A 23,631-nucleotide genomic window follows, 5' to 3' on the forward strand; every position below is an offset into this window, starting at 1 on the left:
ATGTTATAAATACCGCGCTTTTTAAATACACACACGTTTCGGCACGTACGTTAGGGTCCCTTGAGGTGGCGTATGGGGAACGTGGAGGCTTAACCCTGGAGAAATAATAATGAATGTAAGTATGCGTGAATTGCTCGAAGCGGGCGCTCATTTTGGACATAGAACACGTTTCTGGAATCCTGAAATGGGAGAGTACATTTTTGGTGCTCGTAACAAGATCCACATTATCAACCTAGAAAGAACGATGGTAATGTTAAATGACGTAACTAACTACGTTGGTCGTTTAGCTTCTAACAAAGCAAAAATCCTTTTTGTTGGTACTAAAAGAGCTGCACAAGAAAGTATTCGTGAACATGCGAAACGTTGTGGCATGCCTTATGTTGATCACCGTTGGTTAGGTGGTATGTTAACTAACTACAAAACTGTTCGTCAGTCTATCTTCCGTTTGAAAGAATTAAAAGAAATGAAAGAGAAAGGATTGTTCGAAGGGATGATCAAGAAAGAAGCGTTAATGCTAACCCGCGAGCTTGAAAAATTAGAGCGTGGTTTGGGTGGTATTGAAAACATGGGCGGATTGCCTGATGCGTTGTTTATTGTTGACGTTGGTTTCGAACACATTGCTGTTGAAGAAGCTCGTCGCTTGAAGATCCCTGTTATTGGTGTTGTTGATACAAATAACAGCCCTAAAAACATCGATTACATTATTCCTGGTAATGATGATTCTATGCGTGCAGTAGACATTTATGTTCGTTGCATAGCTGATGCTATTTTAGATGCAAAAAACAGTAATTCTGTTGGTGGACTTTCTTCTGACGCTGAATTTGTTGAAGTTGTTGAGAAGGAACACAGTGCTGAAAAAGCTGGTGAATAATTAATATTATGAATGGGGGCAAGTAGGTTGTAGAACCTCACTTAGCCCCCTTTTTTCTATGCGGAGAAAATGAAGATGTCAATTAGTGCAAAATTAGTCATGGAATTACGCGAGCGTACTGGCGCTGGTATGATGGAATGCAAAAAATTCCTAATCGCTACCAACGGTGATATTGAAACGGCTATTACTGAAATGCGTAAAGCAGGTCAAGCAAAAGCTGATAAGAAAGCAGATCGCGTTGCAGCTGAGGGAGTAGTTATTATTGCTCGTTCTACTGATGGACGTTCTGCTGTAATGATTGAAATCAACAGTGAAACAGACTTCGTTGCTCGTGATGAGAACTTCACTAGCTTTGCTGACAAAGTTGCAGCTGCAGCATTAAACAGCTCAGTTCCTACAATTGACGAAGTGTCTGCACTTACATTAGATTCTGGTATTACTGTAGAGCAAGCAAGACAAGAACTTGTTGCTAAGATCGGTGAAAACATTAAGTTACGTCGTATTGAGCGTATGAGCACTGATGGCGTTGTTGGTCACTACATGCATGGTTCACGAATTGGTGTAATGGTTGCTCTGAAAAATGGCGACGAAACTCTTGCTAAAGACATTGCAATGCACATCGCTGCAAGCAAGCCAATTGTTGTTAGCCGTGATCAAGTTTCTGCTGAAACAATTGAAAATGAGCGCGAAATTTTCACTGCTCAAGCTAAAGAAAGTGGAAAGCCTCAAGAAATTATCGACAAGATGATCGAAGGCCGAATCAACAAGTTTGTTGATGAAGTAAGCCTGTTAGGTCAACCTTATGTTAAAAACCCAGATATGAAAGTTGGTCAGCTTCTAAAAGAGAAGAATGCCGAAGTAATCGCATTCATCCGTTATGAAGTTGGTGAAGGTATTGAGAAGAAAGAAGACAACTTTGTTGAAGAAGTAATGGCTCAGGTTCGCTCATGATGAATGACAGTCACCTAAAACTAAAATATAAACGTATTCTACTCAAGTTTAGTGGCGAAGCCCTTATGGGGAAGTCACAGTTTGGTATCGATCCTGCGGTTTTAGATACTTTAGCCAAAGACATCGCCGAACTAATTCAAATGGGTGTAGAAGTTGGCTTGGTATTAGGTGGGGGTAATTTATTCCGTGGTAAAGCGCTTTTTCAAGCTGGGGTTGGACGTGTAACCGGTGACCATATGGGGATGCTGGCTACAGTTATGAATGCTTTAGCAATGCGAGACGCATTAGAGCGTATCGATTTACCTGCTCGTATTATGTCAGCTATTCCCATGATGGGAGTAGTTGATTCATATCACAGACGTAAGGCGATTACTCATTTGCGTACTGGCCATGTGGTTATTTTCGCAGCCGGAACAGGGAATCCATTTTTCACTACAGATACTGCTGCTTGCTTAAGAGCTATTGAAATAGGTGCTGATGTGGTTTTAAAAGCGACTAAAGTAGATGGAGTTTATTCCGCTGATCCTGTTAAAAATCCTGATGCAACGCGTTATGATTATTTAACTTATAAAGAGGTCTTAACTCAAGGCTTAGAGGTAATGGATTCTACGGCAATTTGTTTATGCCAAGATCAAAATATGCCATTACAGGTGTTTGACATGGCTGCTCCTAATGCGTTAAAACGCATTGTCGAGGGCGAACGTGTAGGAACTATAGTTGGAGCAAATAATGATTAATGAGATTAAGCAAGACTCAGAACGACGCATGAAAAAAACCATTGAATCATTGCAAGTTGATATGACAAAGATTCGTACTGGAAGAGCCAATGTTGGGTTACTGGATCATGTTCATGTTGATTATTATGGTACCTCAACACCGCTAAGCCAGGTTGCGAATATTACAGCAAGCGATTCACGAACCATTATGGTTACTCCTTGGGAAAAGTCTATGGTTGCTGCTGTTGAAAAGGCAATTTTGACTTCTGATTTGGGACTTAATCCATCAACTGCTGGGGCTGCAATTCGTGTGCCTATGCCTCCATTAACTGAAGAGCGTAGAAAAGAGTTGATTAAAGTAGTCCGTAATGAAGGCGAGCAAGGAAAGGTTTCTATTCGTAACATTAGACGTGACGCGAATAGCCAATTAAAAGACTTAGTTAAAGACAAATCTATTTCTGAGGACGATGAACGTCGTGCTGCAGAAGTAATTCAAAAATTAACTGATAAGTACATTGCTGAAGTAGATGTATTATTAGCGAATAAAGAAAAAGATTTAATGGAAATTTAATCTTTGTTGTGTGTGACCTGGTTGCGAGCAACCAGGCTACATCATTTAATTATCTCTCGAATATATTTTTAAAATATTTAAAGTCAAGACTGTTTTTTATTTTTATCTTTGATAAGATACATGTGTTTTTACACTCTTGAAAATATCCTGTGGATATCTCTAACTTCTGTTAATCTATCTAACTTCTTATTTTTTATCCTAAACCTAAATAAACTCCTTATTTTATAAGGATCTTCGCGTATTTATTTTATTTTGATTCACGAGTGTTTTTATCCACAAAATCTGTGGATAACTCTGTGTATAGGGTGTAAAATTTCTTGTATTATCAGCGAAAATGATAGTGTTTCAGAACTTATCAATGTGCCTCTACTACACTATCGGTACTATGCTATATTGATGGACCAACGGAGCAAGAATGACTGTAAATGACGAAGTGCCTGATATTCCTGTTTATCAGCAAGCATGTGACTATCTATCTAAGTTAGATGCTGATTGGTCATTAATTATTGAGCGAGTTGGCCCTTGTAAATTAGTACCCAAATTAACTGAGGAGCCTTATGAGACATTGATTCGCGCAATTGCGCATCAACAATTACACGGTAGGGCGGCTGAAGCAATTTTAAACCGTTTTTTGGCTTTATTTCCTGAAGAAAAATTTCCTGAGCCACAACAGATTTTATCTATTGAGAGCGATGTTATAAGGAAATGTGGTTTTTCAATGAGAAAAATTAATACGATAAAAGCGATTGCTGAGGCTCGTATTCATGGGCTTGTACCGACTTTTGCTAAGGCAAAAGAGTTATCAAATGAAACATTAATTCGTGAGCTTACTGTTTTACCTGGAATTGGTCCTTGGACTGTTGAAATGCTCTTAATTTTTAATCTAGGACGTTTGGATGTGCTTCCAATTCATGATTTTGGTGTTCGAGAAGGGTATAAGCGTATGAAATCTTTGGATAAGCAACCAACGCCTAAGGAGTTAGCAAAATTAGGAGAAGATTGGTATCCTTACCAAAGTATTGCATCATGGTATTTGTGGCGGGTTTAGGCGTGAAGCCTCCTATGTTTTATTTGCAAGGGCGTGGCCCTTCGAGTACCAATTCATCTTCTTTATCAAGTGGTTTTAGGGCCTGGCTTTTCTGTTTAAAATCATTAAATATCGCTTTAAATTTTTCTTTAGGTGACGTATTAAGGGAGTTTATTTTTTCTTCATCAGGAGATGAACTAGTTTGAGTCTCAGCTGAAGGATTCGTTTCTTTTTGTGAAACACTTTTTAATCCCAAAGCAGCTTGCATATAATCGATAAATTTAACTAATTTAATTCCAATAATTTCGATAATACCAGTTTTTTGAGCTTCTTTTTCGGCTACAATCAATTGCCCTTGTTTTTCCAAAGGAAATCCATTTTTTTCTAATGTTTGAAGTATATGTAGATTTGTTTTTTTCATTTGCTCTGAGGAAAGAGTTAAACCGCTCATTACTGACGAGAGCATGTTGGGATCGATATGATTAATAAGCTTATCGACCATACGTACATCATTTTTATTAATCGCTGCAGAGAGGTAACTTTGATACTCCTCCGTTGTTGGCACATAGTTCTCCTTGGTTAATTGTTTCAACAAGATGCCAAGACATTCAGGTGAGTTGCCTTTTATTGCACAAATAATTGCATTTTCTCCTCTTGAGTCAAATTCAAGAAGCATCACGGCCATTTCAGTCATTTGCGATTCTGGCGCAATCTCTTCCTCTTCACCTAAAAAATCATCACCGAGGAAATCAGAAAGGTTCATTTGTATCACATCTGCTAACTCGTCAAGATCTTTCGACTCCTCATTATGGTCGACCTCTTCAGTATCTACTAGTTGTTCCTCTGCAACAGCATTGTTGCGGACTCGCTCAAGTATATTGTTTAAGAGTTCTGGATTGCCGCCTCGAGCGACCATATTTAATAAGACACTATCATCGATGGTATCGAAAATTTTCTTTCCATAATCATCAGTTATTATCTTTTGAAATAATTCATTGCGTCCATCACGCAGAGCTAACAATATGAGCACATTGATCGCACCCTCTTTATCTTTTCTCTCTGTTTTTGTCTGCGCCGGACAGGCATTTAATTTATCTAAAATAGCATCCAGGCTGTTAGCATTATTTTTCAGTATTGCTTGAATGCCCACCTCCTTAAGCTCATTCGCAGTCCAGTCTCTCTCATGATCTAACTCAAAATATATTTTAATTATTTCCTTATCTTCTGCTCCTGCCGCGATATATACATCGTTAGCTACCGATTTACCAGGTGGGTAAAAAGCAACTGAATCAACGTCAAGATATTCTCTAACATAATCAGCAGGCTTGGCACGACTAAGAGATGAATCAGGTTTGAATTCTGAGCTGGTAATTTGACTTACTGTTAAAGCCATATCACTGCCCTCGAATGAAAAAACATTTGTCCGTAATTCCTCAATTAAATCTTCCTCGTTGTTAAATTGTTTCATTCCTTCTGGATAATTAGGATCAAACACTACATATTGGCCATTTAAACGATACATGGATATGCATGATTATTTGATGTAACCTTAAATATTTCTCCGGGTTGCAGATCAATATCTTTTACGATTTTTGCCCAATTTTCATCTGATGTTACTAAAGGCAAAACAAAATTGGATTGTAAGGGTTCTCCATTAATTTTAAATGCTTTATGGGAGTCTCGTTGAGATAAGTTTTGAGCAAAAATACTGGGGTCATAGGCTAAAATAACTTGGCTTATAAATGATCTAAGTCTTCTTCTGGAGAATCATTTACCGTGGATTGTGAGAAATCTCCTTGGGACATTGCAGAGATTTTATGCAGCATTTTAAAAAATACATCTTCCTTTCCTTGCAGTGCATAATGAACATGGACAACTGCTAAACCGTTACATACACCTGTATTATTCCAATGTACTGGCAGGTTATGCCATTTTAAATAATTGTTAATGACCGTTATTGTTTTTGCTTGAGAAATATTAGAAATGGCCATATTTGTGCTCACTGTAAATAGAGTATCTCAGTTTCTGATTTATTATACCTCATTTAGTAAAAATATAGCACATTGCTTGTGGTTTTCAGATGTTTTTATCGAGTGTTGTTAAAATATTTTTTGTCTATGCTCTTATAGCTCACCCACGTAATCCCATGATTCAACCCATATAATTTGCTTTAACTCTCCGGACTTTCTGACTTGTTGAAAAAAATGCTCTTTGCTTTCATTATTGGAGGCGATGATCACCATATTAGCGCTTTTTTTAATAGGTACGACCAGAGTGTGTTTAAAGAACCTTTTTACTAGTTGAAACAAGGGCCATTGCTCTTTGATATTGGCAAGATTTAAGGCTAAGAAGCCATCTTGGGCGAGGATCCGTTGGCATGAGCAAAAAAATAATTCATTGTTGCATTCTGGGGGGAAAAAGTTGGCGTTGTAAAGATCAACCATTAAATGTTTGTAAGTTACGTCGGTTTGGACAACATAATCCATAGCATCGGCATGAATAATGGTTAAGTTTTTAAGTTCTTCTGTGATAAAAAAGCGTTTCGCAATATCAATGATTTCATCACTTTTATCAATTACAACTAAAGGTGGTGGCGGATGTTCTATGGATAACATTAATGGAATTCCTGCACCACCCAGGCCTAGTAAGCAGCTTGGGCCAGGATATTGGCGCGCCATTAAAGTCAGACCGGGTAAATAATGTAATGCCGGTTTCTGTGGATGGCGCCGGTTAATTACTGTTTGCAGCGCTTTTGAGCCTAAAGTTAACCAACGATAAAAAAAATTTTGATAAACCTTATAGCCTGAAGGCGATTCATAAATACATTTGCCAAACTTTGTTTTCCACATTGCAGTGCATCTATTCTGTTTGAAATGGGTAGATGGAACCAAGCCTAAGTATCTGAGTTAATTCATCTAAAGCCTGAAAGCTTTCAGTAATTAACTGAGGATCTACTAAATCCGCTGTACTTAATTCCGTACGGTAATGTTTTAATACCCAAGCATCTAAGGTATCTAATAGTTGATTATTCACTAAAACACCTTGATGCATCGCTTGAAGTTCTTGTTTTTGCAATGGAATACGCAATCTTAAGCAGGCCGGGCCTCCACCATTGCGCATACTTTGTTTTAGATCCATATAATGTACTGAATTAATTGGATTTTGTTTATCGGCAATTAACTCATCAATGCAAAGTCTAACCCGCGGATTAGTTTCACATTCAATCGGAGCAATCAACATCATCTCATTTTGATTCGCTAAACTAATAATTTGTGAATTAAAGAGATAAGATTCTACTGCATCTTTAATACTCAGTTGTTCTTTGCTGATTTCAATAATTGATAAGGGAAAGGATGCTTTTTCTCGTAGTTCATTCAAAACCATTTCTTGGTTATGGAATGCTTGTTCATGGACAAGAAATACGGACTCATTCGCAACCGAAATAACGTCATTATGAAAGACCCCTTGGTCTATCGCAAAAGGGTTTTGGCAAGCGAAAATAACCTTTTCCTTCGGTAATTGATGGTTACGTACAATAGCTTCAGATGCTTCCAATGTTTGGCGAGCAGGGTATTTGCTTGGGCCGATAGAGTACTCACCTCTATTTAAGGCTTTTCTTCCATAGACAAAAAGATGAATCCCAGGCTTCGAGTGGTTTTGGCAGATGCGGCTGTGATTTGCAGCCCCTTCATCGCCAGTAACGGTTGAGCGAGGTACTATTGGATGATGGCTAAAATAATTCGCGTCAGCAAAGATAACTTGCAGTAGTTTTTGTGAAAAATCGGCCTCTTGGTGACGGTGTAAGTTACCGATCAGATTGGCTGCGGTAAAATGAGTTTTCTGATCTAAGGTATCGATACTTGGCGAAACGGTCGCTGCATTTGCAGTCCACATGCTGGATGCTGAGTAGCTAGCGCTAAGAAGTTCAGGTGCTATTTTAAACGCTTTATTTATTTGCTCCGCGCCACTTCCTTGAAAACCTAATTGTCGTAGTAATTCAAGATTGGGGCGTTGGTGAGGGGGCAATACACCTTGTTTTAATCCCATATTATGCAACAGGCGCATTTTCTCTAAACCTTGTCTTGCAGCTGCTTGTGGATTAGCCATGCTGAATGCATTATTTGTCGATGCAACATTACCCGCAGCCAAGCCCGCATAATTATGGGTTGGGCCAACCAGACCATCCATGTTTAATTCATACATTGTCATTTACTAATCCAATATAATGCCAGGTAATTGTTGTGCTGGCGTCGTTAGTGAGGGCTGTTCCATACTCGCAACAGGATAGGCGCAATAATCTGCAGCAAAATAGGCACTGGGGCGGTGATTACCACTAAAGCCAACTCCACCAAAGGGCAGGTTGCTGGCTGCCCCTGTTGTCGGCCTATTCCAATTAATTAATCCTGCACGAACCTTTTGATAAAAGTGTTGATAATTCGCTTCGTTATCACCGAGCAAGCCTGCAGCCAACCCATAACGGGTTTGATTCGCCAAGCTAATTGCCTCATCAAAATGTTTGTAGCGATGAATTTGTACTAGAGGTGCGAAAATTTCTTCATCCGGGGGATTAGATACTTTAGTCATATCAATAATACCCGGAGAGAGTAAACCTGTATTTTCTTTCAATAAACTCATAGATAATAAGGATTCACCCCCAGATTCAAGCAGCTTTTTTTGGCTTTGTAGATGTATTAATGCTTGGTCATTACTAATCACAGGACCCATGAAAGGCTCTGGTTGTTGATCATAAGGACCTACTTTTAATGATTGGCAGGCTTTGATAAAACTTTTAAGAAAAGCATCACCTTGGGCCGTATCAGGAATCATAACTCGTCGTGCACAGGTGCAACGTTGTCCTGCAGTAAGTAATGAGGACAGTATTGTATAATATACTGCTGCTTTGATATTACTAACTTCATCGATCACTAAGGGATTATTACCCCCCATCTCTAAGGCCAGAATTACTTCAGGTCGATCACTAAATTGTTGATGAATACGCAAGCCGGTTGGATAACTGCCTGTAAAATAAACTCCCTGAATATCTTGAGCTAAAAGTGCTTTGCCTGAGCGTGCGTCACCCTGGATGCAATTGATTACGCCAGCTGGCAATCCACTATCATGCCAACATTGCATAATTAATTCAGCTACAGCAGGTGTCTGTTCGCTGGGTTTATAAAGAATTGTATTCCCAGCTAAAAGTGCGGGAACAATATGCCCATTGCTTAAATGTGCAGGAAAATTAAAGGCACCTAAAACAACGACAACGCCTTGAGGTTTAAAACGTAGGCAGGCATTTGCTTCGGCTGTTGCATTGTGTTTTGCCGCAGTGCGCTCTTGATAGGCTTGAATTGATATATTAATTTTAGCCACTACAGAACTTACTTCTGTTTGTGACTCCCACATTGGTTTCCCTGTTTCTTGAGCAATCAGTAATGCGAGTTGCTCTCGCTTTTTTTCTACTTGTTCTGCAAATTTTTTGGTGTATTGGGCTCGTTGTTCAAAATCGAGAGCAGCCCAGGCGGGGAGGGCTTGATGGGCTGTTTCTGCTGCTATAGAAACGTCATGTTCTGTGGCACTACTTCCTTGCCAGAATACCGTGCCATAACTGGGATTAATAGACTCTAAAGCCGAACCATTGCTTTTTATCCATTGCCCATTAATGTATTGACCTTTACTTTGCATCATAATTTAAGCTTCCTAGGGTGTGGTCGCAATTTGTAAGGGAGAAACGCGTACAACATCTCCTCGATTTACCTGTAGTAAATCAGCTGTTTTTTTGCTGAGAATACAGGTATTTTGTTCTTTATTAACTAATGCTGTATTGATGGTGGCACGAAAATTTAATTGGGCATTTGTTAGTAAATAATTGGAGCTACTTACTTCATCACTTAGGCTGCCAACGGTAACTAAACGGCTTAATTTAACTGTTTTAATTTCGTTTAATGGCACTTCCAGTGTGGGGCCCCCATCAAAAATATCAACATAATTGTTATAACGAAAACCTTCTTTTAATAAGATGCTCATTGCTGGTGCTGTTAATGGATGAGGCTGACCAATGACTTCCTGTGCTTCTGCCGAAAGTAATTTGACGTAGATTGGATTGCGCGGCATTAAATCAGCAATAAATTGTTTATCCGTTGCTAAGGTCAGCCTATCAGCCTCCGCAAAAGGCATTTGAAAAAAATGGCTGCACACATTATCCCAGAAGGGCGAGCGCCCATGTTTATCGGAAACACCGCGCATATCAGCAATCACAATTGGCGCAAAACGCATAGGGAATTGTGCCATGAAAATAAAACGCCCTTTAGAGAGCAGGAGCCCGTTATTGTCCTTTCTATATTTAGGATTCAAAAATAGGGTGCATATTTCACTGCGTCCTTGATTATCATTTACCAGACTTAATACTTCGTACTCACTGCGTATGTTTAAGGTGCGTGATATTCGTGTACGTTTGGAAAGTTTATAGGAGTAAAAAGGCGTATCATGGCCTATGCGAGCTTCAATTGCGGATACCCCAACAATTTCTTTGTTTTTTTGATTTTCCAAAACAAAAAGATAATACTCACTATTGGGATGAACTATCTTTTTTTTATACGATGCACAAGACCAATCGATTCGTTTTTTTAATAGATTAATATCTTTAGGAAGCGTCGTCATCCCTATACCGCTTTGTTCTGCCAAATCATGAATGGCTTCTAAATCAGAATCAAGTGCGCTGCGAAATAGCATCATTTTTTTAAGTCCTCTAAACCACCTTGTGCCAAATCAAGCAAAAGCAAGGCACTTAGCGTTGCTCGCTCAGCTAAACTATCCAGTAAAATATACTCCTCATGACTATGAATATTTCCGCCGCGTACTCCTAATGTATCTAAAACAGGTAAGCCATGACGGGCTAAGTTATTGCCATCACAACAGCCGCCGCTGTCTTTCCAATCAATAGTTAAACCTAGCTCTTTACCTAGGTGTTGAACTCGTTGAAATAAACGTTCGGTGCCTGCGCATACCCGCTTGACCGGCCGGCCAAAAGTTCCATGCATTGTCAAGGAGTAATCAGTACGTTTTAATTTCTGGTCAATTTTAGCTAACTCATTTTTTACCCATATCTCGTCTTCGGGATCACTAATGCGGATGTCAAGTTTTGCAACGGCCTTATCTGGAACGACGTTTAGTGCTTCACCACCGGCAATTTTTCCAAAATTAATCGTAACGCCGTCTCGTTTGCCGTTGAGTGCATGAATTTCACAAACTGCTTCCGCTAAATAACAAATAGCATTTCTGCCCTCAGCAAATGCTCTGCCAGCATGGGCTGCTTTGCCTGTGGCGATTAAGGTATATTTAGCGCTACCTTTCCTGTTTTTCGCCAAAGTTCCTGTAGGTGTCATTGCGGGCTCATAAACTAAGGCTGCTTGATAGTGAGGAGCTAACTCATCAAAAAGAATGCTTGAAGCTGGTGAGCCAATCTCTTCATCAGAATTAATCAGGACATCCCAGCCTAATTGTGTTGCCTGTTCTGTTTGCTCAAAAGCCGCTAAGGCATGCAGCATTACGATTAGCCCACCTTTCATATCGGCAACGCCAGGCCCATTTACATGGTTATCATTAATGTAGGTTAATTTTTGAAAAGAGCTATTAGCCGGATAAACAGTATCCATATGCCCACTCAGTAATATTCGGCGCTTTAGATGGCGACGCTTCCTAATGAATAAGGCATCACCACAACGTTGCAGGGCCTCATCTCCTGACATATTAATGACAGGTAAGGGAACTAATTTTTTTACCTCAATTGCATCGGCAATGGGGTTGTATGCGTCACTTAACGCCGTAGCGATTTGCGCTAGGCCTTGTAAGTTAGTGGTCCCGGAATTAATTTCACAAAAATGGTGTAACTGTTGCACCATAAGTTCTTGATTATTGCTTAGGGTACTTATCAGTTGTTTGTATGGTTCCATCATGATTTCAAACTCTAAATCTTAATTTTAAACAATAGCTTAAATTGAAACGATTCACAACTAGGACGCTCACCCCATTCCTAAATCCCGCGGTTAAGCCGCGGGAGCTCGGTGTGGGTAATTTTTTCCCTTATCCTGGTAAAAGCCTATGAGAAAATAATTACTGTATGTTGTTTATCGGTTGTTGATGTTTTGCCTCGGGTTTTTCTACGGTTTTTGCCATAATTCCATAGGTACACAGTGCATCGATATTTATTTTATTGTCTCGGGTCATTGGGGACTCAGGTACCAGCTGATCGATCAATTCCAGTCGTTTAATCAACTGATTTTGTTTCTCCATTAGTTCTTGCTGAAGTTTTAGGCTATCTTCTAATTGTTTCTTAACAGAGACTAACTCTGATTCTGTTGCACAAAAACGGTCGACAACTTGAGTAAAATGTTGTTCTTCGTTTTTTACAAGGTTTTCCAAGCGTTTTTGGAAGATATCTCGTTGTTGGGAATCATTAATTACGGTACTTGAAAGCGTTTGTACGGCTACTTGTAGTGTGGATGTTAGCTTTCTCGTTTTTTCTAGCTCTTCCTCAAGTTGTTTTCTTTTTACAGTTAGCTCATCAACTTGTTGTCTTAATAACAAGGTGCATCGTTCATGTTCTTGTTTTAAAGTGCCTATTTCTCGTACAGCAGTTTCATATTGTTCCTGATTAAGTGATAAATCTTTTTTTAGTTCAGTTGCTGTCTCCTCTAATTGCTCTTTGGTTTGGCGCAAATGTTTTTCGGTGATCATGTAACTTTCAATTTGCACGCTAAGATCATAGGTTTCATCGGATAGTTTCGTGATGTTGAGGGTTAGTCGGCTATTTTCTTGTTGAAACTTTTCAACCTCGGTAGCTAGTTTTTGACGGATGATATCTAAGGAGCGAATCGTTAGTACGAGTACATCTGCAACCTCAAAAACACCTTGTTTTAGTTTTTCCGTAATTCTCTTCGTGTTTTCAAAGTGATCTTCAAATACGACACCACTTGTAATATAAGCCCCCGCGCTTAAGCCACTGAGAGTAACAAGAAAACCAACATTGGCCGCAACGCCTATGACTAAGGTGGGGCCAGTAATTAAAATTCCACCAAAAATCTTTTCCCATAAGGACAGATTACCCCAAAATTTAGTGATTGATGTGAGTATACTTGGATTTTGCTCAAGTGAGTCGATAATAGCTTCCAAGCTTTTTCTAACTTGGATTAACAGCTCGTTTGATGGAGCAATAGACTCGAGTTCTTTGGCATTTTGCTCAAAGGAATTGGGGTCTAATATGATTTTTTTTGCTGCATCAGAAAATTGCAATTGTGAAAGTACATGTTCTGCGCTTTGGGGGTTTAGTTTTACCCCTTTATCTACCTGTACTAACTCTGCAAGCTTGTGTTCTGTCGTCGCCATAGCTCACTCCCTGTTGTTAAGAATTTCCATATAATGACTATTTTTAATCACAAATTCATAGAGAAGCAAGTAAAATATTAAATTTTATCAAATTTATAAATAATTGTAGTCTGAGTGCCTGCAATCAGGTTTTTCTGCTATTTACTGGCCAAAAAAGGGTGATTGCAAGCAGTCAATTACTATATTGATAGTTCTTCTGAGAAATGTTCCATTTCTTGGGATAATTGTTCACATTGTTCTGCAAAGAAGCCTGTTTTTCTCAGAGCATTTCCATGTGTGATTAATGAATGGGAAAAACCAAATGAAGGCAAATATAAGATAATCCCTAAAATTGTTTCCATGATTCCAGCTACCGCCGTGAATATAGGATGCTCCACTTTTAGTTCTTTAGCCAACCGTCCATAATTTTTGATGGATGTTTCTGACGGCCTAATGAGTAATTCAATGGTACGTGAAACCGCTTCAAGTAAGAGGCGCTTTCCATTGATATTTATATCATTTAGAGTGCTTATCATTGTGAATAATTGGTTACCATGCTCTTTTATCATTGGGGCTATTTGGGTCAAATCATCAAGTAACTTTCTTCCTTGCTCGATTCGAATAGGGAGTAGTTCTTTAACTCGTAAATGTGGGCAATTCATATCTCGCCAATAAATTAGCCATGATTTACGTGGGTCAACAACTAAATCCTTATAATGTGCATGAACATAAGTGTCTAAAGCGTTCCATATTATCTTCCGATGAAAGTTCATTCCTCGTCCCTTGACCATTGCTGCTGCGGCATCTAACGAACGTTCAAATTCTTCTTTGGTGAGTGGATAATCAGATTCAAACGACTTGAGTAGATTAAAATAGGTAGATGATACGGCGCCTCGATCAATTGCGTCTTTACATGAAAAATTATAGCTCTTAGGTTTGAGCGTGGTAATTATGTAATCTGTTAGCTCATATTTTATGAAATGAACCCAAACTGCTTGCTTTTGTGCGGTTGATAATGAGTTTTCTGGAGATATTCCTTGTTTTTTAAAGCTTTTTTCCAATAGATCCCTTAATACCCATTGTTCTTCCCCCTGATTCTTGAATAAGGCTTTTCTAGCATTAGGACTAATAATAAAATCAGAAACCCCACTTTGATGTACCTTACCCATAGTAATATCGAAAAGCTCATCAAATACAGAGGAATAGGGAGATTCATCATCAGTGATTTGATAATTATGTGACGCCATTACCCCTTCATGTGCAGGAAGAGTTATAACCATTACTTTTAATTCGGAATCATCTTCTAACTCATGGAGCGTATGCGTTAAATCTCGTTCTTTAGAACCAGCAACGTCAAGATAACCTCGATGATAGCCTAAATTATTAAAGTAAATATGATTTATTTCTTGTGATGATTCTTTTGCATTGATTCTAAGCCAGCGTATAAAGAGGGGGCTTATGCGTTTTTGCCCATTATGTCGTTGGGCCTGGGTACTAAAACGATATTCAATTGGATCATCAGTAGTTTTATAGGAAAAATTTTTAATCGTTGGAATATTTGTAGCAAGTTGGGGCTTAAAATTCCGTGAAAATAAAGAGCAAAAGCGATTAAATAATCCTTCTGCGTCAGCTGGTGACATTTCGTTTACAGTATTTTCGGAATTGGTTAACTGATTTTTAATTAACCTACCGGTGTTCGATGCTAAAGGGCGCGCCTGCGATGAGAGTGCATTTATCCATCCTGCTAATTCATGTTCTAGTATATGGTTATCATTATGGTAAATGACTTTAACCAGTTGATCTAATACATCATTTTGATCTTGGGTAAGAGAGGCTTCTTTTTCAATTAATTCTTCTAAAGAAGCAATAATAGAAGAATATAAGTTTCCATAAGGAATCTGTTCGTTATAAGCATTTTCGAGATATAGCTCTAATTGCTGAAGTTCAGGCAATAATGCGACAAGCGTAGGATTTAGTACGGGTTTTAATTGAAGAAAATAGGCATAGCAGTTACGATTGTGTACCGCATCGCTAGATAATAATGGAGTGGGTGCAGTAGTGGTCATAACGCGGATCTCCGCTGAGCAAATATTCGCCATTATATTGAAAATAAGGGCACAATGGAAGTGGGTTAGTATTTCTCTACAAATTTTTGTTTTAAGGTAACATTGTGAAAAATTATAATTGTCTTGATGTGTGCCATTCTGATTGGAAAAGTATTTTGAGCCAGGCTTTAGATGCTATGGACAAAGACTACTTGCAGCAATTAACAGATAATCCTAATTGGCTCCCTGGGGCTGAGCGTATTTTTGCCGCATTTAGCTTACCTATGGCGAATACCCAATATATTTTATTCGGTGAGTCTCCTTATCCTCGTGAGCAATCTGCTAATGGCTATGCCTTTTGGGATAATGCTGTTGGTGGCTTATGGAGTCCTAAAGGGTTAAGTACGCCTGTTAATAGGGCTACCTCCTTACGTAACTGGATTAAAATGATGCTGGTTGCTCGTGGGGACTTATCTCTTAATAACACGTCACAAGAATGTATTGCGCAGTTGGATAAAAACGACCTAGTAAAAACAGGAGAGCAGCTATTCCAGGGAATGATGAATAAAGGAATTTTATTGCTTAATGCCTGTTTAGTTTATAGTGAAGGAAAGGTGCCTTATCATGCTCGCCAGTGGAAGCCCTTTATGCAAAGTTTTTTGAGCCAATTAGCGGCTATAAAACCGACTATAAAATTAATTTTATTAGGAAAAATTGCAGAAACAATTACTCAGGATCAATTACCCATAGGATTGTGTGCGGAACATCCATATAATGTGAGCTTCATAAGCAATCCGAATGTGATTGAATTTTTTAAACCCCTGGACTTAATGTCATTATGAATAAATCAACAATTAATGCAGAGGAAGTAAATAAATTTGCTCAACACGCGAAACACTGGTGGAATCCTGAAGGGCCATTAAAAACCCTACATGATATTAATGGGACTCGGTTAGAGTTTATTGCTCAGCATGTCACATTAATGGATGCCACTGTTTTGGATGTGGGCTGTGGTGGTGGAATTTTATGCGAAGCACTAGCAAAGTCAGGAGCAAATGTTACTGGTATTGATGCGGAGCAAGATGCCATTCATACGGCCCACGAGCATGCGAAAGACAATAACTTATCAATCGAATACTTTTGTACTCCTGTTGAGCATTATGAGGGCAAACGTTATGACGTGATCACCTGCATGGAAATGTTGGAGCATGTAGAAAATCCACACCTGGTTTTTGAGCATTGCAAACGATTACTTAAGCCCAATGGATTTTTGTTTTTATCAACAATTAGTCGCACCTTAAAAGCTTATGCAAGTGCTATCATTGCCGCTGAGTATTTATTGAATTTGCTACCTAGGCAAACGCATGATTACAACAAATTTATAAAACCTAGTGAGTTGATTGCGATGGCACGGTCTTTTGATTTTAATCTAGTGGATATGAAGGGGATGGATTATAACCCTATTTTGAGAACTGCTTCTTTAGGGACTGACGTGCAAGTAAATTATTTGGTGGCTTTGCGATCAACTTGATAATATGTGCTTAATGGCACTTACTTAAGGGATTCGCCGCGCTCATGGTCTCCCGGATTTCGCTGCGCTGCATCCAATGTATTTCGAATGAGTATCCAGGCAATTTAAATGTAGCCTGGATGCAGCGCAGCGAAATTCGGGGAGTGATTAGCATAGCGAATTCGTCTGTTTTTTCTTAAGTAAGTGCCATTAGGCCATAGACCCAGCCTACGTGGTTCCTAACTATGTGCCTGTTCGATGTCTTTCTTCTTATTATAACGTTCCTGAAATCTCTGGTACGCATACTTAGCTTGTTCTGTTGTTACCACATCCACTTCATTTCCATAGATGTCTACCCGAGCCGTGTTTTCTTTTTGGCAGCTTAGATAAGAAGGTGAGGCGCTATAGTAGCTTAGTGCTTCACGAAGCGCTTTTTTACTAAAAGGAGGAGAATCCAGGCGCTCATAAAAATCAATTATGTCATCAAAGATTCCAATTTTTAGCGGTTTAATTTGGCTCCCTTTTTTAAAAAAGGCGCAGGGGAAATGTTCGATTAACCAATCTATAATTTGTAGCTTATCTTTTTTTATTGCGATTTGTTGTTGCTTATCCATCATTTTGCTCTAAAGCGTTATCATTTGCCGAATAAGCTACCATATCCTTGGACAGAATCAAGCTTTGCGTGCAAGTAAATCAATATTTATTGTTAAATTGTAGAACAAAAAAGACCTTATTGCTCAAGGATTTGTAAGAAATATCTCAATATATGCGTAGAAAACAGCCGATATTGCTTGTCTGTAAATTTATAGATCAAAATAACCCTTTGTTTTATAAGGGGTTTTATTAATCTTTAATAAAAGTAAAAATAAAAACTAATATTTTTTTATATTTTTTGATGCTTGCACTTCGTAATCACAATTGCTAAATTCAAAACATGACTTATAGGGAAATTTGAGTCATGCAAAGGGACTTGAATCAAACGGATTTGATTTTGTCGGGGATGACTTATAAGGACGGGACGTTCTTATACGGATCACTGCGAAAAAAGCCAGGTTAAAACCTGGCTTTTTTATTTTACCAAATAATTTCTTAGCCGACTAGATAGCCAGAGCGTGATAAGAACTTCTTATCTGGGAAGTAAGCAAAGATTACAGAACCATTTTTGATGGTATTAATTACAGGCTTCGCTAATTTTTCAGAAATCGCAGGGCATCCCCAAGATAAGCCAGCACGGCCAGATTTGCGAATGAAGCCGGGATCCATATACCAGGCTCCGTGCATGACAACGCGACGGTTGTATGCATTGTCATTGAATCCTTTATCTAATCCTTGCAGATTTAACGAGTATCCTTTGTGACCGATATAGGTTCCTTGGGTGATGTACGTACCTAAACTGGATTGCTTACTTGAGTTTGTGTTTGAAAATTGAGTTGCGTTGTTGCCTCCTGAGTTTCTGCCGTGAGCAACATAAGTATTATACAACAAGCGTTCAGAATTGAGATCAAATACCCACATACGTTCTTTATTTGAAGGCAACGAGTAATCAATTACTGTAAGTACGGGCTTCTTTACAGCACCTTTTTTGTTAGCGTTAGTGTATGCGGTTAATGCAAGTTTTAGAACTCTTTTATCTAACCTTGGCGCTTTAGATGCCAGGTGCTGGAGTTTGGTGTTTAGTTCTGTTTCTGTGTTTGCAAAAGATGGGGTACTAGATGTTAAATTACCGGTTAACAGGACGGTCGAAATTAGAGTTAATAATGTATTCATACAGCTCCCTATTCTTATAAAATCACCGTTATTGGCTCTTGAAAAAAACGGTGATTATATTAACAATTGAGGCAATTGTAAAATCACAAGATCTTTCCTTGTCCATAAGGTTTAAATGTTATTCAAATCAGGAGCTTAGCAAAGTAAGCTAAAAGAGTATGAAACAATTACCAGGCTTTTTGTGCAAAATTTGCACCGATCTCAGGTTAATTAATAGCTCAACTTGAATTAAATTACATAAAATAGATTATAATTTACGCAACGTTTACATTGGATTTGGCACAGTTGTTGCTTTATTGATTAGGCTAAAAATCATATAATGTCGCAAAACTGAAGTGAATTATTCCATTTTTCTTGGGGCTCATCTATGATGTCCCGTTGTTATTTTTAGTTCGGAGAATACTATGCTTGAAAAGCAGACCATACAATTACCAGAAGGGGTACGCGCTGCTATTAATCATGCTTATCGCGGTGATGAGTTATCGTTGATAACAGAGCTTTGTGATAAAGCAGATTTAGATTCCTCACAATTAGCGGCAATTAAAGCCAGCGCAACTAAATTAGTTGAGTCCGTACGCTCCGACCGTAAAAAGAGTACCGGTATCGATTCCTTTTTAACTGAATATGCCTTATCCAGTGAAGAAGGGATTGCTTTAATGTGTTTGGCAGAAGCCTTATTACGTGTGCCCGATAGTGCAACAATCGATAATTTGATTAAAGATAAGCTTGCAGGTGGTAATTGGAAGTCTCATATAGGTCAGAGCGATTCTTTTTTTGTTAATGCGACAACCTGGGCTTTAATGTTAACTGGAAAAGTATTAACTCCTGAAAAAGCGGAAAGCTCATTGACCAAATCCCTAATGAAAGTGGTTAATCGTAGCAGCGAGGCTGTAGTCCGAACAGCTGTTGATAAAGCGATGCGAATTATGAGTAAGCAATTTGTTAAAGGGCGTACAATCAAAGAAGCATTGACTCGCGCTAAAAAGAAAGAGGCAATAGGGTACCGTTTTTCTTATGATATGTTAGGAGAGGCCGCATTAACTACCGTTGATGCTGCACGTTATTTTGAAGCATATCGAGATGCAATCGAAACGATTGGGAAAGAAGCAGAGAAAAACTCAGATGTTTATCGACGTCCAGGAATATCAATTAAATTATCTGCGTTACACCCACGCTATAGTGAGAGCCAATATGATCGTGTAATGGCTGAATTACCGCCCAAGCTCTTAGCGCTTGCACGTTTAGCGAAAGAATATGGTATCGGATTAACCATTGATGCTGAAGAATCTGAGCGTTTGGATCTATCTCTTGATGTGATGGAGCGTGTTTTTGTTGATGATAGTTTGGATGGATGGAATGGTTTTGGATTGGCAGTGCAATCTTATCAAAAAAGAGCATTCTACGTATTAGACTGGGTAGCTGCTTTAGCGCGTAGCAAAAAACGCCGAATGATGGTTCGTTTGATTAAAGGTGCTTATTGGGATAGTGAAATTAAAAAATCGCAAATGCAGGGACTTGCAGAATATCCTGTATTTACTCGCAAAGTGTTTACCGATGTCTCATTCCAAGCCTGTGCTAAAAAAATACTCACTATGACTGATGCTATTTATCCTCAGTTTGCAACACATAATGCATATTCTGTGGCGATGATTCTAAATATTACGGGAAGCTACCGCGATTTTGAATTCCAATGTTTGCATGGAATGGGAAATGAGCTTTATCAACAAGTCGTTCCAGAAAATTGCCATGGAATTCCTTGCCGTATTTATGCTCCGGTAGGAAGTCATGAGGATTTACTTCCTTATTTAGTTCGTCGTTTGTTAGAGAATGGGGCGAATTCATCTTTTGTGAATCGTATCGTTGATGATAATGCGCCTATTGATTCTTTAGTTGAAGATCCAGTTGCCAAAGCGCGTTCTTTGTTTAGTCGTCTTAATAAAAATATTCCATTGCCTAAGGATATTTTTGCTTCTCGTAAAAACTCTGAGGGTATTGATTTTAGCAACCGCGCTGAGCGTGCTCAATTGCAAGAAATATTAACTCATTTTACTAGCAAACAATGGACTTCTGGCCCAATGATTGCGGGGACTCCAGATTCAGGTGAACCACAAAAGGTCCGTTCGCCACAGCAGGCTGAACGAGTCGTGGGTACAGTGCAAAATGCTTCAGTTAATGATGTTGAAAAAGCCTTATCTGCAGCGGCAACAACATTTTCAACTTGGGCAGAAACATCTGTGGAAGAGCGTGCTTCTTGCTTAAATCGTTATGCCGATTTATTGCAGGAGAATGGCGCTGAATTTTTAGCTCTTGCTTGCCTTGAAGCTGGAAAAACTCTGAATGATGGAATAGCAGAACTTCGCGAAGCAATTGATTTTTGTCGTTATTACGCCAAGTTAGCTCAAGAAATTTTAATTCCAAAGAGTTTGAGTGGATATACCGGTGAGCTAAATGAATTAAGCTTACATCCACGTGGTACGGTACTCTGTATTAGCCCTTGGAACTTCCCTTTAGCAATCTTTACTGGTCAGGTAGTTGCTGCATTAGTTACTGGTAATTGTGTGATTGCAAAACCTGCAGAACAAACGCCATTGATTGCGGCCTTAGCTGTGAAATTAATGCATCAGGCTGGTATTCCTGCCGGCGCAATACAATTGCTTCCTGGAGATGGTGAAACAGTTGGCGCAGCTTTAGTCGCTGATAAGAGAATTAAGGCAGTCTTGTTTACTGGTTCTACTGAGACGGCAAATTTAATTAATCGTACTTTAGCTACGCGCGGTGGAGAAATTATTCCATTAGTTGCAGAAACGGGTGGCCAAAACGCGATGCTGGTTGATTCATCTGCTTTATTGGAGCAGGTTGTTGTTGACGCAGTAAATTCGGCATTCGGAAGTGCTGGACAGCGTTGTTCGGCGTTACGTGTGTTGTTTGTTCAAGAAGAAGTTTATCCACGTACGGTAGCCCTATTGAAAGGAGCTATGGAAGAATTAGTTGTTGGAGAACCACAATGGTTAGTTACTGATGTGGGGCCTGTGATTGATAAACCCGCTTTATCTGTACTTAAAGCTCATGTGGAGAATATGAGAAAACGCCATGAGGTGATTTACCAGTGTCGCTTGAATGAGTCATTAGAATCAGGATATTTTATGCCACCAACTGCATTAGCTCTTGATAGCATTGACTCTTTGGAGCGAGAAGTATTCGGCCCCGTATTACACGTCGTTAAGTTTAAGCGCAAAGATTTAGATAAGGTTATTGAGCAAATTAACGCGACAGGTTATGGCTTAACTTTAGGAATTCATAGCCGCATTAATGAAACGGTTGAGTACATCAGAAAGCGTGTCCATGCTGGAAACTGTTATGTAAACCGTAATATGACCGGAGCTGTAGTTGGGTTGCAGCCTTTTGGTGGTGAGGGTTTGTCTGGTACTGGTCCTAAAGCAGGTGGTCCAAATTACCTGGTTAGACTTTGCCATGAGCGTACTTATACTGTGGATACGACTGCGGCTGGTGGAAATGCTAGTTTGATGTCATTACCGGACTAAGATCGAAGTGTAATCAGTCTCAATTACCCGTATTACGCTGCGCTAATACGGGTTACGTTTCCTTTTCGTCAAGAAGACGGCGTATTTACATTTTGTCATTACGAACGAAGTGAAGCAATCTATGGTTCTATGTCACATACTCCTGAATTGCTTCACTTCGTTCGTAATGGCGGCATTTTTCCTACTGCCTTAAAGCTTCGATTGATTCTTTCATTTTTGCGGGAATAACAATAGGATCTTGGATGGCAATAGCGTAAAGATCAGAAATCCCAGTGCTATAAATACATTCATGATAATAAATACCTGGGCCATTCATAGTGCTTAAGGTGGAGTATGCTGCTTCTAAAGCGGCTTCACGGGTGGGCACTGCAAATGGTCCCATGATAAAGCCCCAATTTGTATCGGTATTATAATTACTGAGCTTGTAGGCGAAAAAATGATTTGCAGTACCGAAGGCTACCGAGAAACCTCCTAATTGAATTTCTTTGAGATCTGGGCATACTGGATCAGCAAAAGAGGAACCTGCAAACATTAAGGCTCCGGCTAATAATGATAATTTGCTACTGAAATTCATAAAAACTCCATTAATTATTATTTTTAAGTCAGTGTTCACGCTTTGACGTGTGAACAGGTACATTTATATTTTAAGCGATATACTGTTAGTAATAAATGAACATTTAGCCAGAAAGGGAATAATGAATACAGTGCGTGTTTTTTTCGCTATTCGCCCACCTAAATCCATACATGAGCAATTAAGACATATATTGGAGCTTGCTCGAATGGCTTTTCCAAAGAAAACACTTAGATGGATTGATTTAGAGCATCTACATTGTACTTTGCAATTTATTAATGCCATTCCGCAAGAACAGATAGCTGTGCTCATTGAGCGTGTTACTACCTTAGTCAAGAACAACCAACCTTCATTTTGGTTGCACTTAGGTTCATTGGAGTGGTTTCCAAGTCTGGAACATCCTAAAATTCTTTCATTATCTGTAGAACCTCAAGAAACACTTAAGCAATTGTCGGAAAACCTCAACCATATTATTGTTGAACAGGGATGTAATGTTGGATTTCGTCCATTTAGGGGGCATATGTCTATGGGGAGGGTGCTAAAGCATAATCTATCAACAGAAGGGATAAAACAAATTAAAAACGTTATGGTTTCTCCTGTATTAATTGATAAAATTTATCTTATTGAAAGTAGACCTGCACAAGAGGGACGTTCATATTGTACTTTAGCAGAGTTTAATTTAGTTTGATTTGGGTTAATA

The 23,631-nt window shown here is 39.0% G+C and carries 21 protein-coding genes; 9 read left to right on the plus strand and 12 right to left on the minus strand.

Annotation, left to right across the window (positions count from 1 at the left end):
* The first annotated feature begins 106 nt into the window (after positions 1 to 106).
* The 5 genes from rpsB to J2N86_RS08235 all read left to right on the plus strand — a co-directional run bounded on the left by rpsB (position 107) and on the right by J2N86_RS08235 (position 4,157).
* On the plus strand, positions 107 to 871 hold the full coding sequence (rpsB, locus tag J2N86_RS08215) for a 30S ribosomal protein S2 (protein WP_407658989.1): 765 nt from the start codon (positions 107 to 109) through the stop codon (positions 869 to 871).
* Between the two features lie 75 nt (positions 872 to 946).
* Entirely contained in the window at positions 947 to 1,822 is an 876-nt protein-coding gene (gene tsf / locus J2N86_RS08220) for a translation elongation factor Ts (protein WP_252578910.1), read from the plus strand.
* Entirely contained in the window at positions 1,819 to 2,559 is a 741-nt protein-coding gene (gene pyrH, locus J2N86_RS08225) for a UMP kinase (RefSeq protein WP_252578911.1), read from the plus strand. Before tsf ends, pyrH begins: the two co-directional genes overlap by 4 nt.
* The gene (gene frr / locus J2N86_RS08230) at positions 2,552 to 3,109 is read left to right on the plus strand and encodes a ribosome recycling factor (protein ID WP_252578912.1); all 558 of its coding nucleotides are present in this window, start codon (positions 2,552 to 2,554) and stop codon (positions 3,107 to 3,109) included. The genes pyrH and frr overlap by 8 nt, the downstream gene beginning before the upstream one ends.
* 415 nt (positions 3,110 to 3,524) lie before the next feature.
* Positions 3,525 to 4,157 carry a DNA-3-methyladenine glycosylase family protein gene (locus J2N86_RS08235; protein WP_252578913.1) on the plus strand — a complete coding sequence of 211 codons (633 nt, stop codon included), beginning with the start codon at positions 3,525 to 3,527 and terminating at the stop codon, positions 4,155 to 4,157.
* A 19-nt stretch (positions 4,158 to 4,176) separates the two neighbouring features.
* Here J2N86_RS08235 and J2N86_RS08240 read toward each other — a convergent pair whose 3' ends face one another.
* The 9 genes from J2N86_RS08240 to J2N86_RS08280 all read right to left on the minus strand — a co-directional run bounded on the left by J2N86_RS08240 (position 4,177) and on the right by J2N86_RS08280 (position 15,562).
* Positions 4,177 to 5,658 (minus strand): hypothetical protein, encoded by a 1,482-nt coding sequence (locus tag J2N86_RS08240; RefSeq protein WP_252578914.1) that lies wholly within the window; start codon positions 5,656 to 5,658, stop codon positions 4,177 to 4,179.
* Between the two features lie 214 nt (positions 5,659 to 5,872).
* Positions 5,873 to 6,127 (minus strand): hypothetical protein, encoded by a 255-nt coding sequence (locus tag J2N86_RS08245; RefSeq protein ID WP_252578915.1) that lies wholly within the window; start codon positions 6,125 to 6,127, stop codon positions 5,873 to 5,875.
* A gap of 132 nt (positions 6,128 to 6,259) precedes the next feature.
* Complete coding sequence (locus tag J2N86_RS08250; protein WP_252578916.1) at positions 6,260 to 6,985, minus strand: spermidine synthase; 726 nt, start codon at positions 6,983 to 6,985, stop codon at positions 6,260 to 6,262.
* Between the two features lie 10 nt (positions 6,986 to 6,995).
* A complete protein-coding gene (astB, locus tag J2N86_RS08255) occupies positions 6,996 to 8,345 on the minus strand; it encodes an N-succinylarginine dihydrolase (protein WP_252578917.1) in 1,350 nt (449 codons plus the stop codon).
* Between the two features lie 3 nt (positions 8,346 to 8,348).
* Positions 8,349 to 9,821 carry a succinylglutamate-semialdehyde dehydrogenase gene (gene astD, locus J2N86_RS08260; protein WP_252578918.1) on the minus strand — a complete coding sequence of 491 codons (1,473 nt, stop codon included), beginning with the start codon at positions 9,819 to 9,821 and terminating at the stop codon, positions 8,349 to 8,351.
* A 12-nt stretch (positions 9,822 to 9,833) separates the two neighbouring features.
* Positions 9,834 to 10,868 carry an arginine N-succinyltransferase gene (astA, locus tag J2N86_RS08265; RefSeq protein ID WP_252578919.1) on the minus strand — a complete coding sequence of 345 codons (1,035 nt, stop codon included), beginning with the start codon at positions 10,866 to 10,868 and terminating at the stop codon, positions 9,834 to 9,836.
* On the minus strand, positions 10,865 to 12,088 hold the full coding sequence (locus J2N86_RS08270; RefSeq protein WP_252578920.1) for a hydrolase: 1,224 nt from the start codon (positions 12,086 to 12,088) through the stop codon (positions 10,865 to 10,867). Before J2N86_RS08270 ends, astA begins: the two co-directional genes overlap by 4 nt.
* 157 nt (positions 12,089 to 12,245) lie before the next feature.
* Positions 12,246 to 13,517, minus strand: coding sequence for a LegC2/C7 family Dot/Icm T4SS effector (locus J2N86_RS08275; protein WP_252578921.1), 1,272 nt, complete (start codon positions 13,515 to 13,517; stop codon positions 12,246 to 12,248).
* Positions 13,518 to 13,696: 179 nt separating this feature from the next.
* On the minus strand, positions 13,697 to 15,562 hold the full coding sequence (locus tag J2N86_RS08280; protein WP_252578922.1) for a hypothetical protein: 1,866 nt from the start codon (positions 15,560 to 15,562) through the stop codon (positions 13,697 to 13,699).
* A 104-nt stretch (positions 15,563 to 15,666) separates the two neighbouring features.
* On the opposite strand from J2N86_RS08280, the gene J2N86_RS08285 reads away from it, so the two are divergent.
* A complete protein-coding gene (locus J2N86_RS08285; protein WP_252578923.1) occupies positions 15,667 to 16,383 on the plus strand; it encodes a uracil-DNA glycosylase family protein in 717 nt (238 codons plus the stop codon).
* Entirely contained in the window at positions 16,380 to 17,072 is a 693-nt protein-coding gene (gene ubiG / locus J2N86_RS08290) for a bifunctional 2-polyprenyl-6-hydroxyphenol methylase/3-demethylubiquinol 3-O-methyltransferase UbiG (RefSeq protein WP_252578924.1), read from the plus strand. The genes J2N86_RS08285 and ubiG overlap by 4 nt, the downstream gene beginning before the upstream one ends.
* A gap of 218 nt (positions 17,073 to 17,290) precedes the next feature.
* On the opposite strand, the gene J2N86_RS08295 is transcribed toward ubiG, so the two are convergent.
* The gene (locus J2N86_RS08295) at positions 17,291 to 17,665 is read right to left on the minus strand and encodes a ProQ/FINO family protein (protein WP_252582430.1); all 375 of its coding nucleotides are present in this window, start codon (positions 17,663 to 17,665) and stop codon (positions 17,291 to 17,293) included.
* 475 nt (positions 17,666 to 18,140) lie between these two features.
* Positions 18,141 to 18,818 (minus strand): murein L,D-transpeptidase catalytic domain family protein, encoded by a 678-nt coding sequence (locus tag J2N86_RS08300; RefSeq protein WP_252578925.1) that lies wholly within the window; start codon positions 18,816 to 18,818, stop codon positions 18,141 to 18,143.
* A gap of 404 nt (positions 18,819 to 19,222) precedes the next feature.
* Here J2N86_RS08300 and putA point away from each other — a divergent pair, with 404 nt between their 5' ends.
* A complete protein-coding gene (gene putA, locus J2N86_RS08305) occupies positions 19,223 to 22,360 on the plus strand; it encodes a bifunctional proline dehydrogenase/L-glutamate gamma-semialdehyde dehydrogenase PutA (RefSeq protein WP_252578926.1) in 3,138 nt (1,045 codons plus the stop codon).
* Between the two features lie 181 nt (positions 22,361 to 22,541).
* Here the strand turns inward: putA and J2N86_RS08310 are convergent, their stop codons facing one another.
* On the minus strand, positions 22,542 to 22,934 hold the full coding sequence (locus tag J2N86_RS08310; protein ID WP_252578927.1) for a DUF4949 domain-containing protein: 393 nt from the start codon (positions 22,932 to 22,934) through the stop codon (positions 22,542 to 22,544).
* Positions 22,935 to 23,055: 121 nt separating this feature from the next.
* Between J2N86_RS08310 and thpR the strand changes: the two genes are divergently transcribed.
* Positions 23,056 to 23,619, plus strand: coding sequence for an RNA 2',3'-cyclic phosphodiesterase (gene thpR / locus J2N86_RS08315; RefSeq protein ID WP_252578928.1), 564 nt, complete (start codon positions 23,056 to 23,058; stop codon positions 23,617 to 23,619).
* Positions 23,620 to 23,631: the final 12 nt, after the last annotated feature.

The sequence above is a fragment of the Legionella lytica genome (assembly GCF_023921225.1).
Lineage (GTDB): Bacteria > Pseudomonadota > Gammaproteobacteria > Legionellales > Legionellaceae > Legionella > Legionella lytica.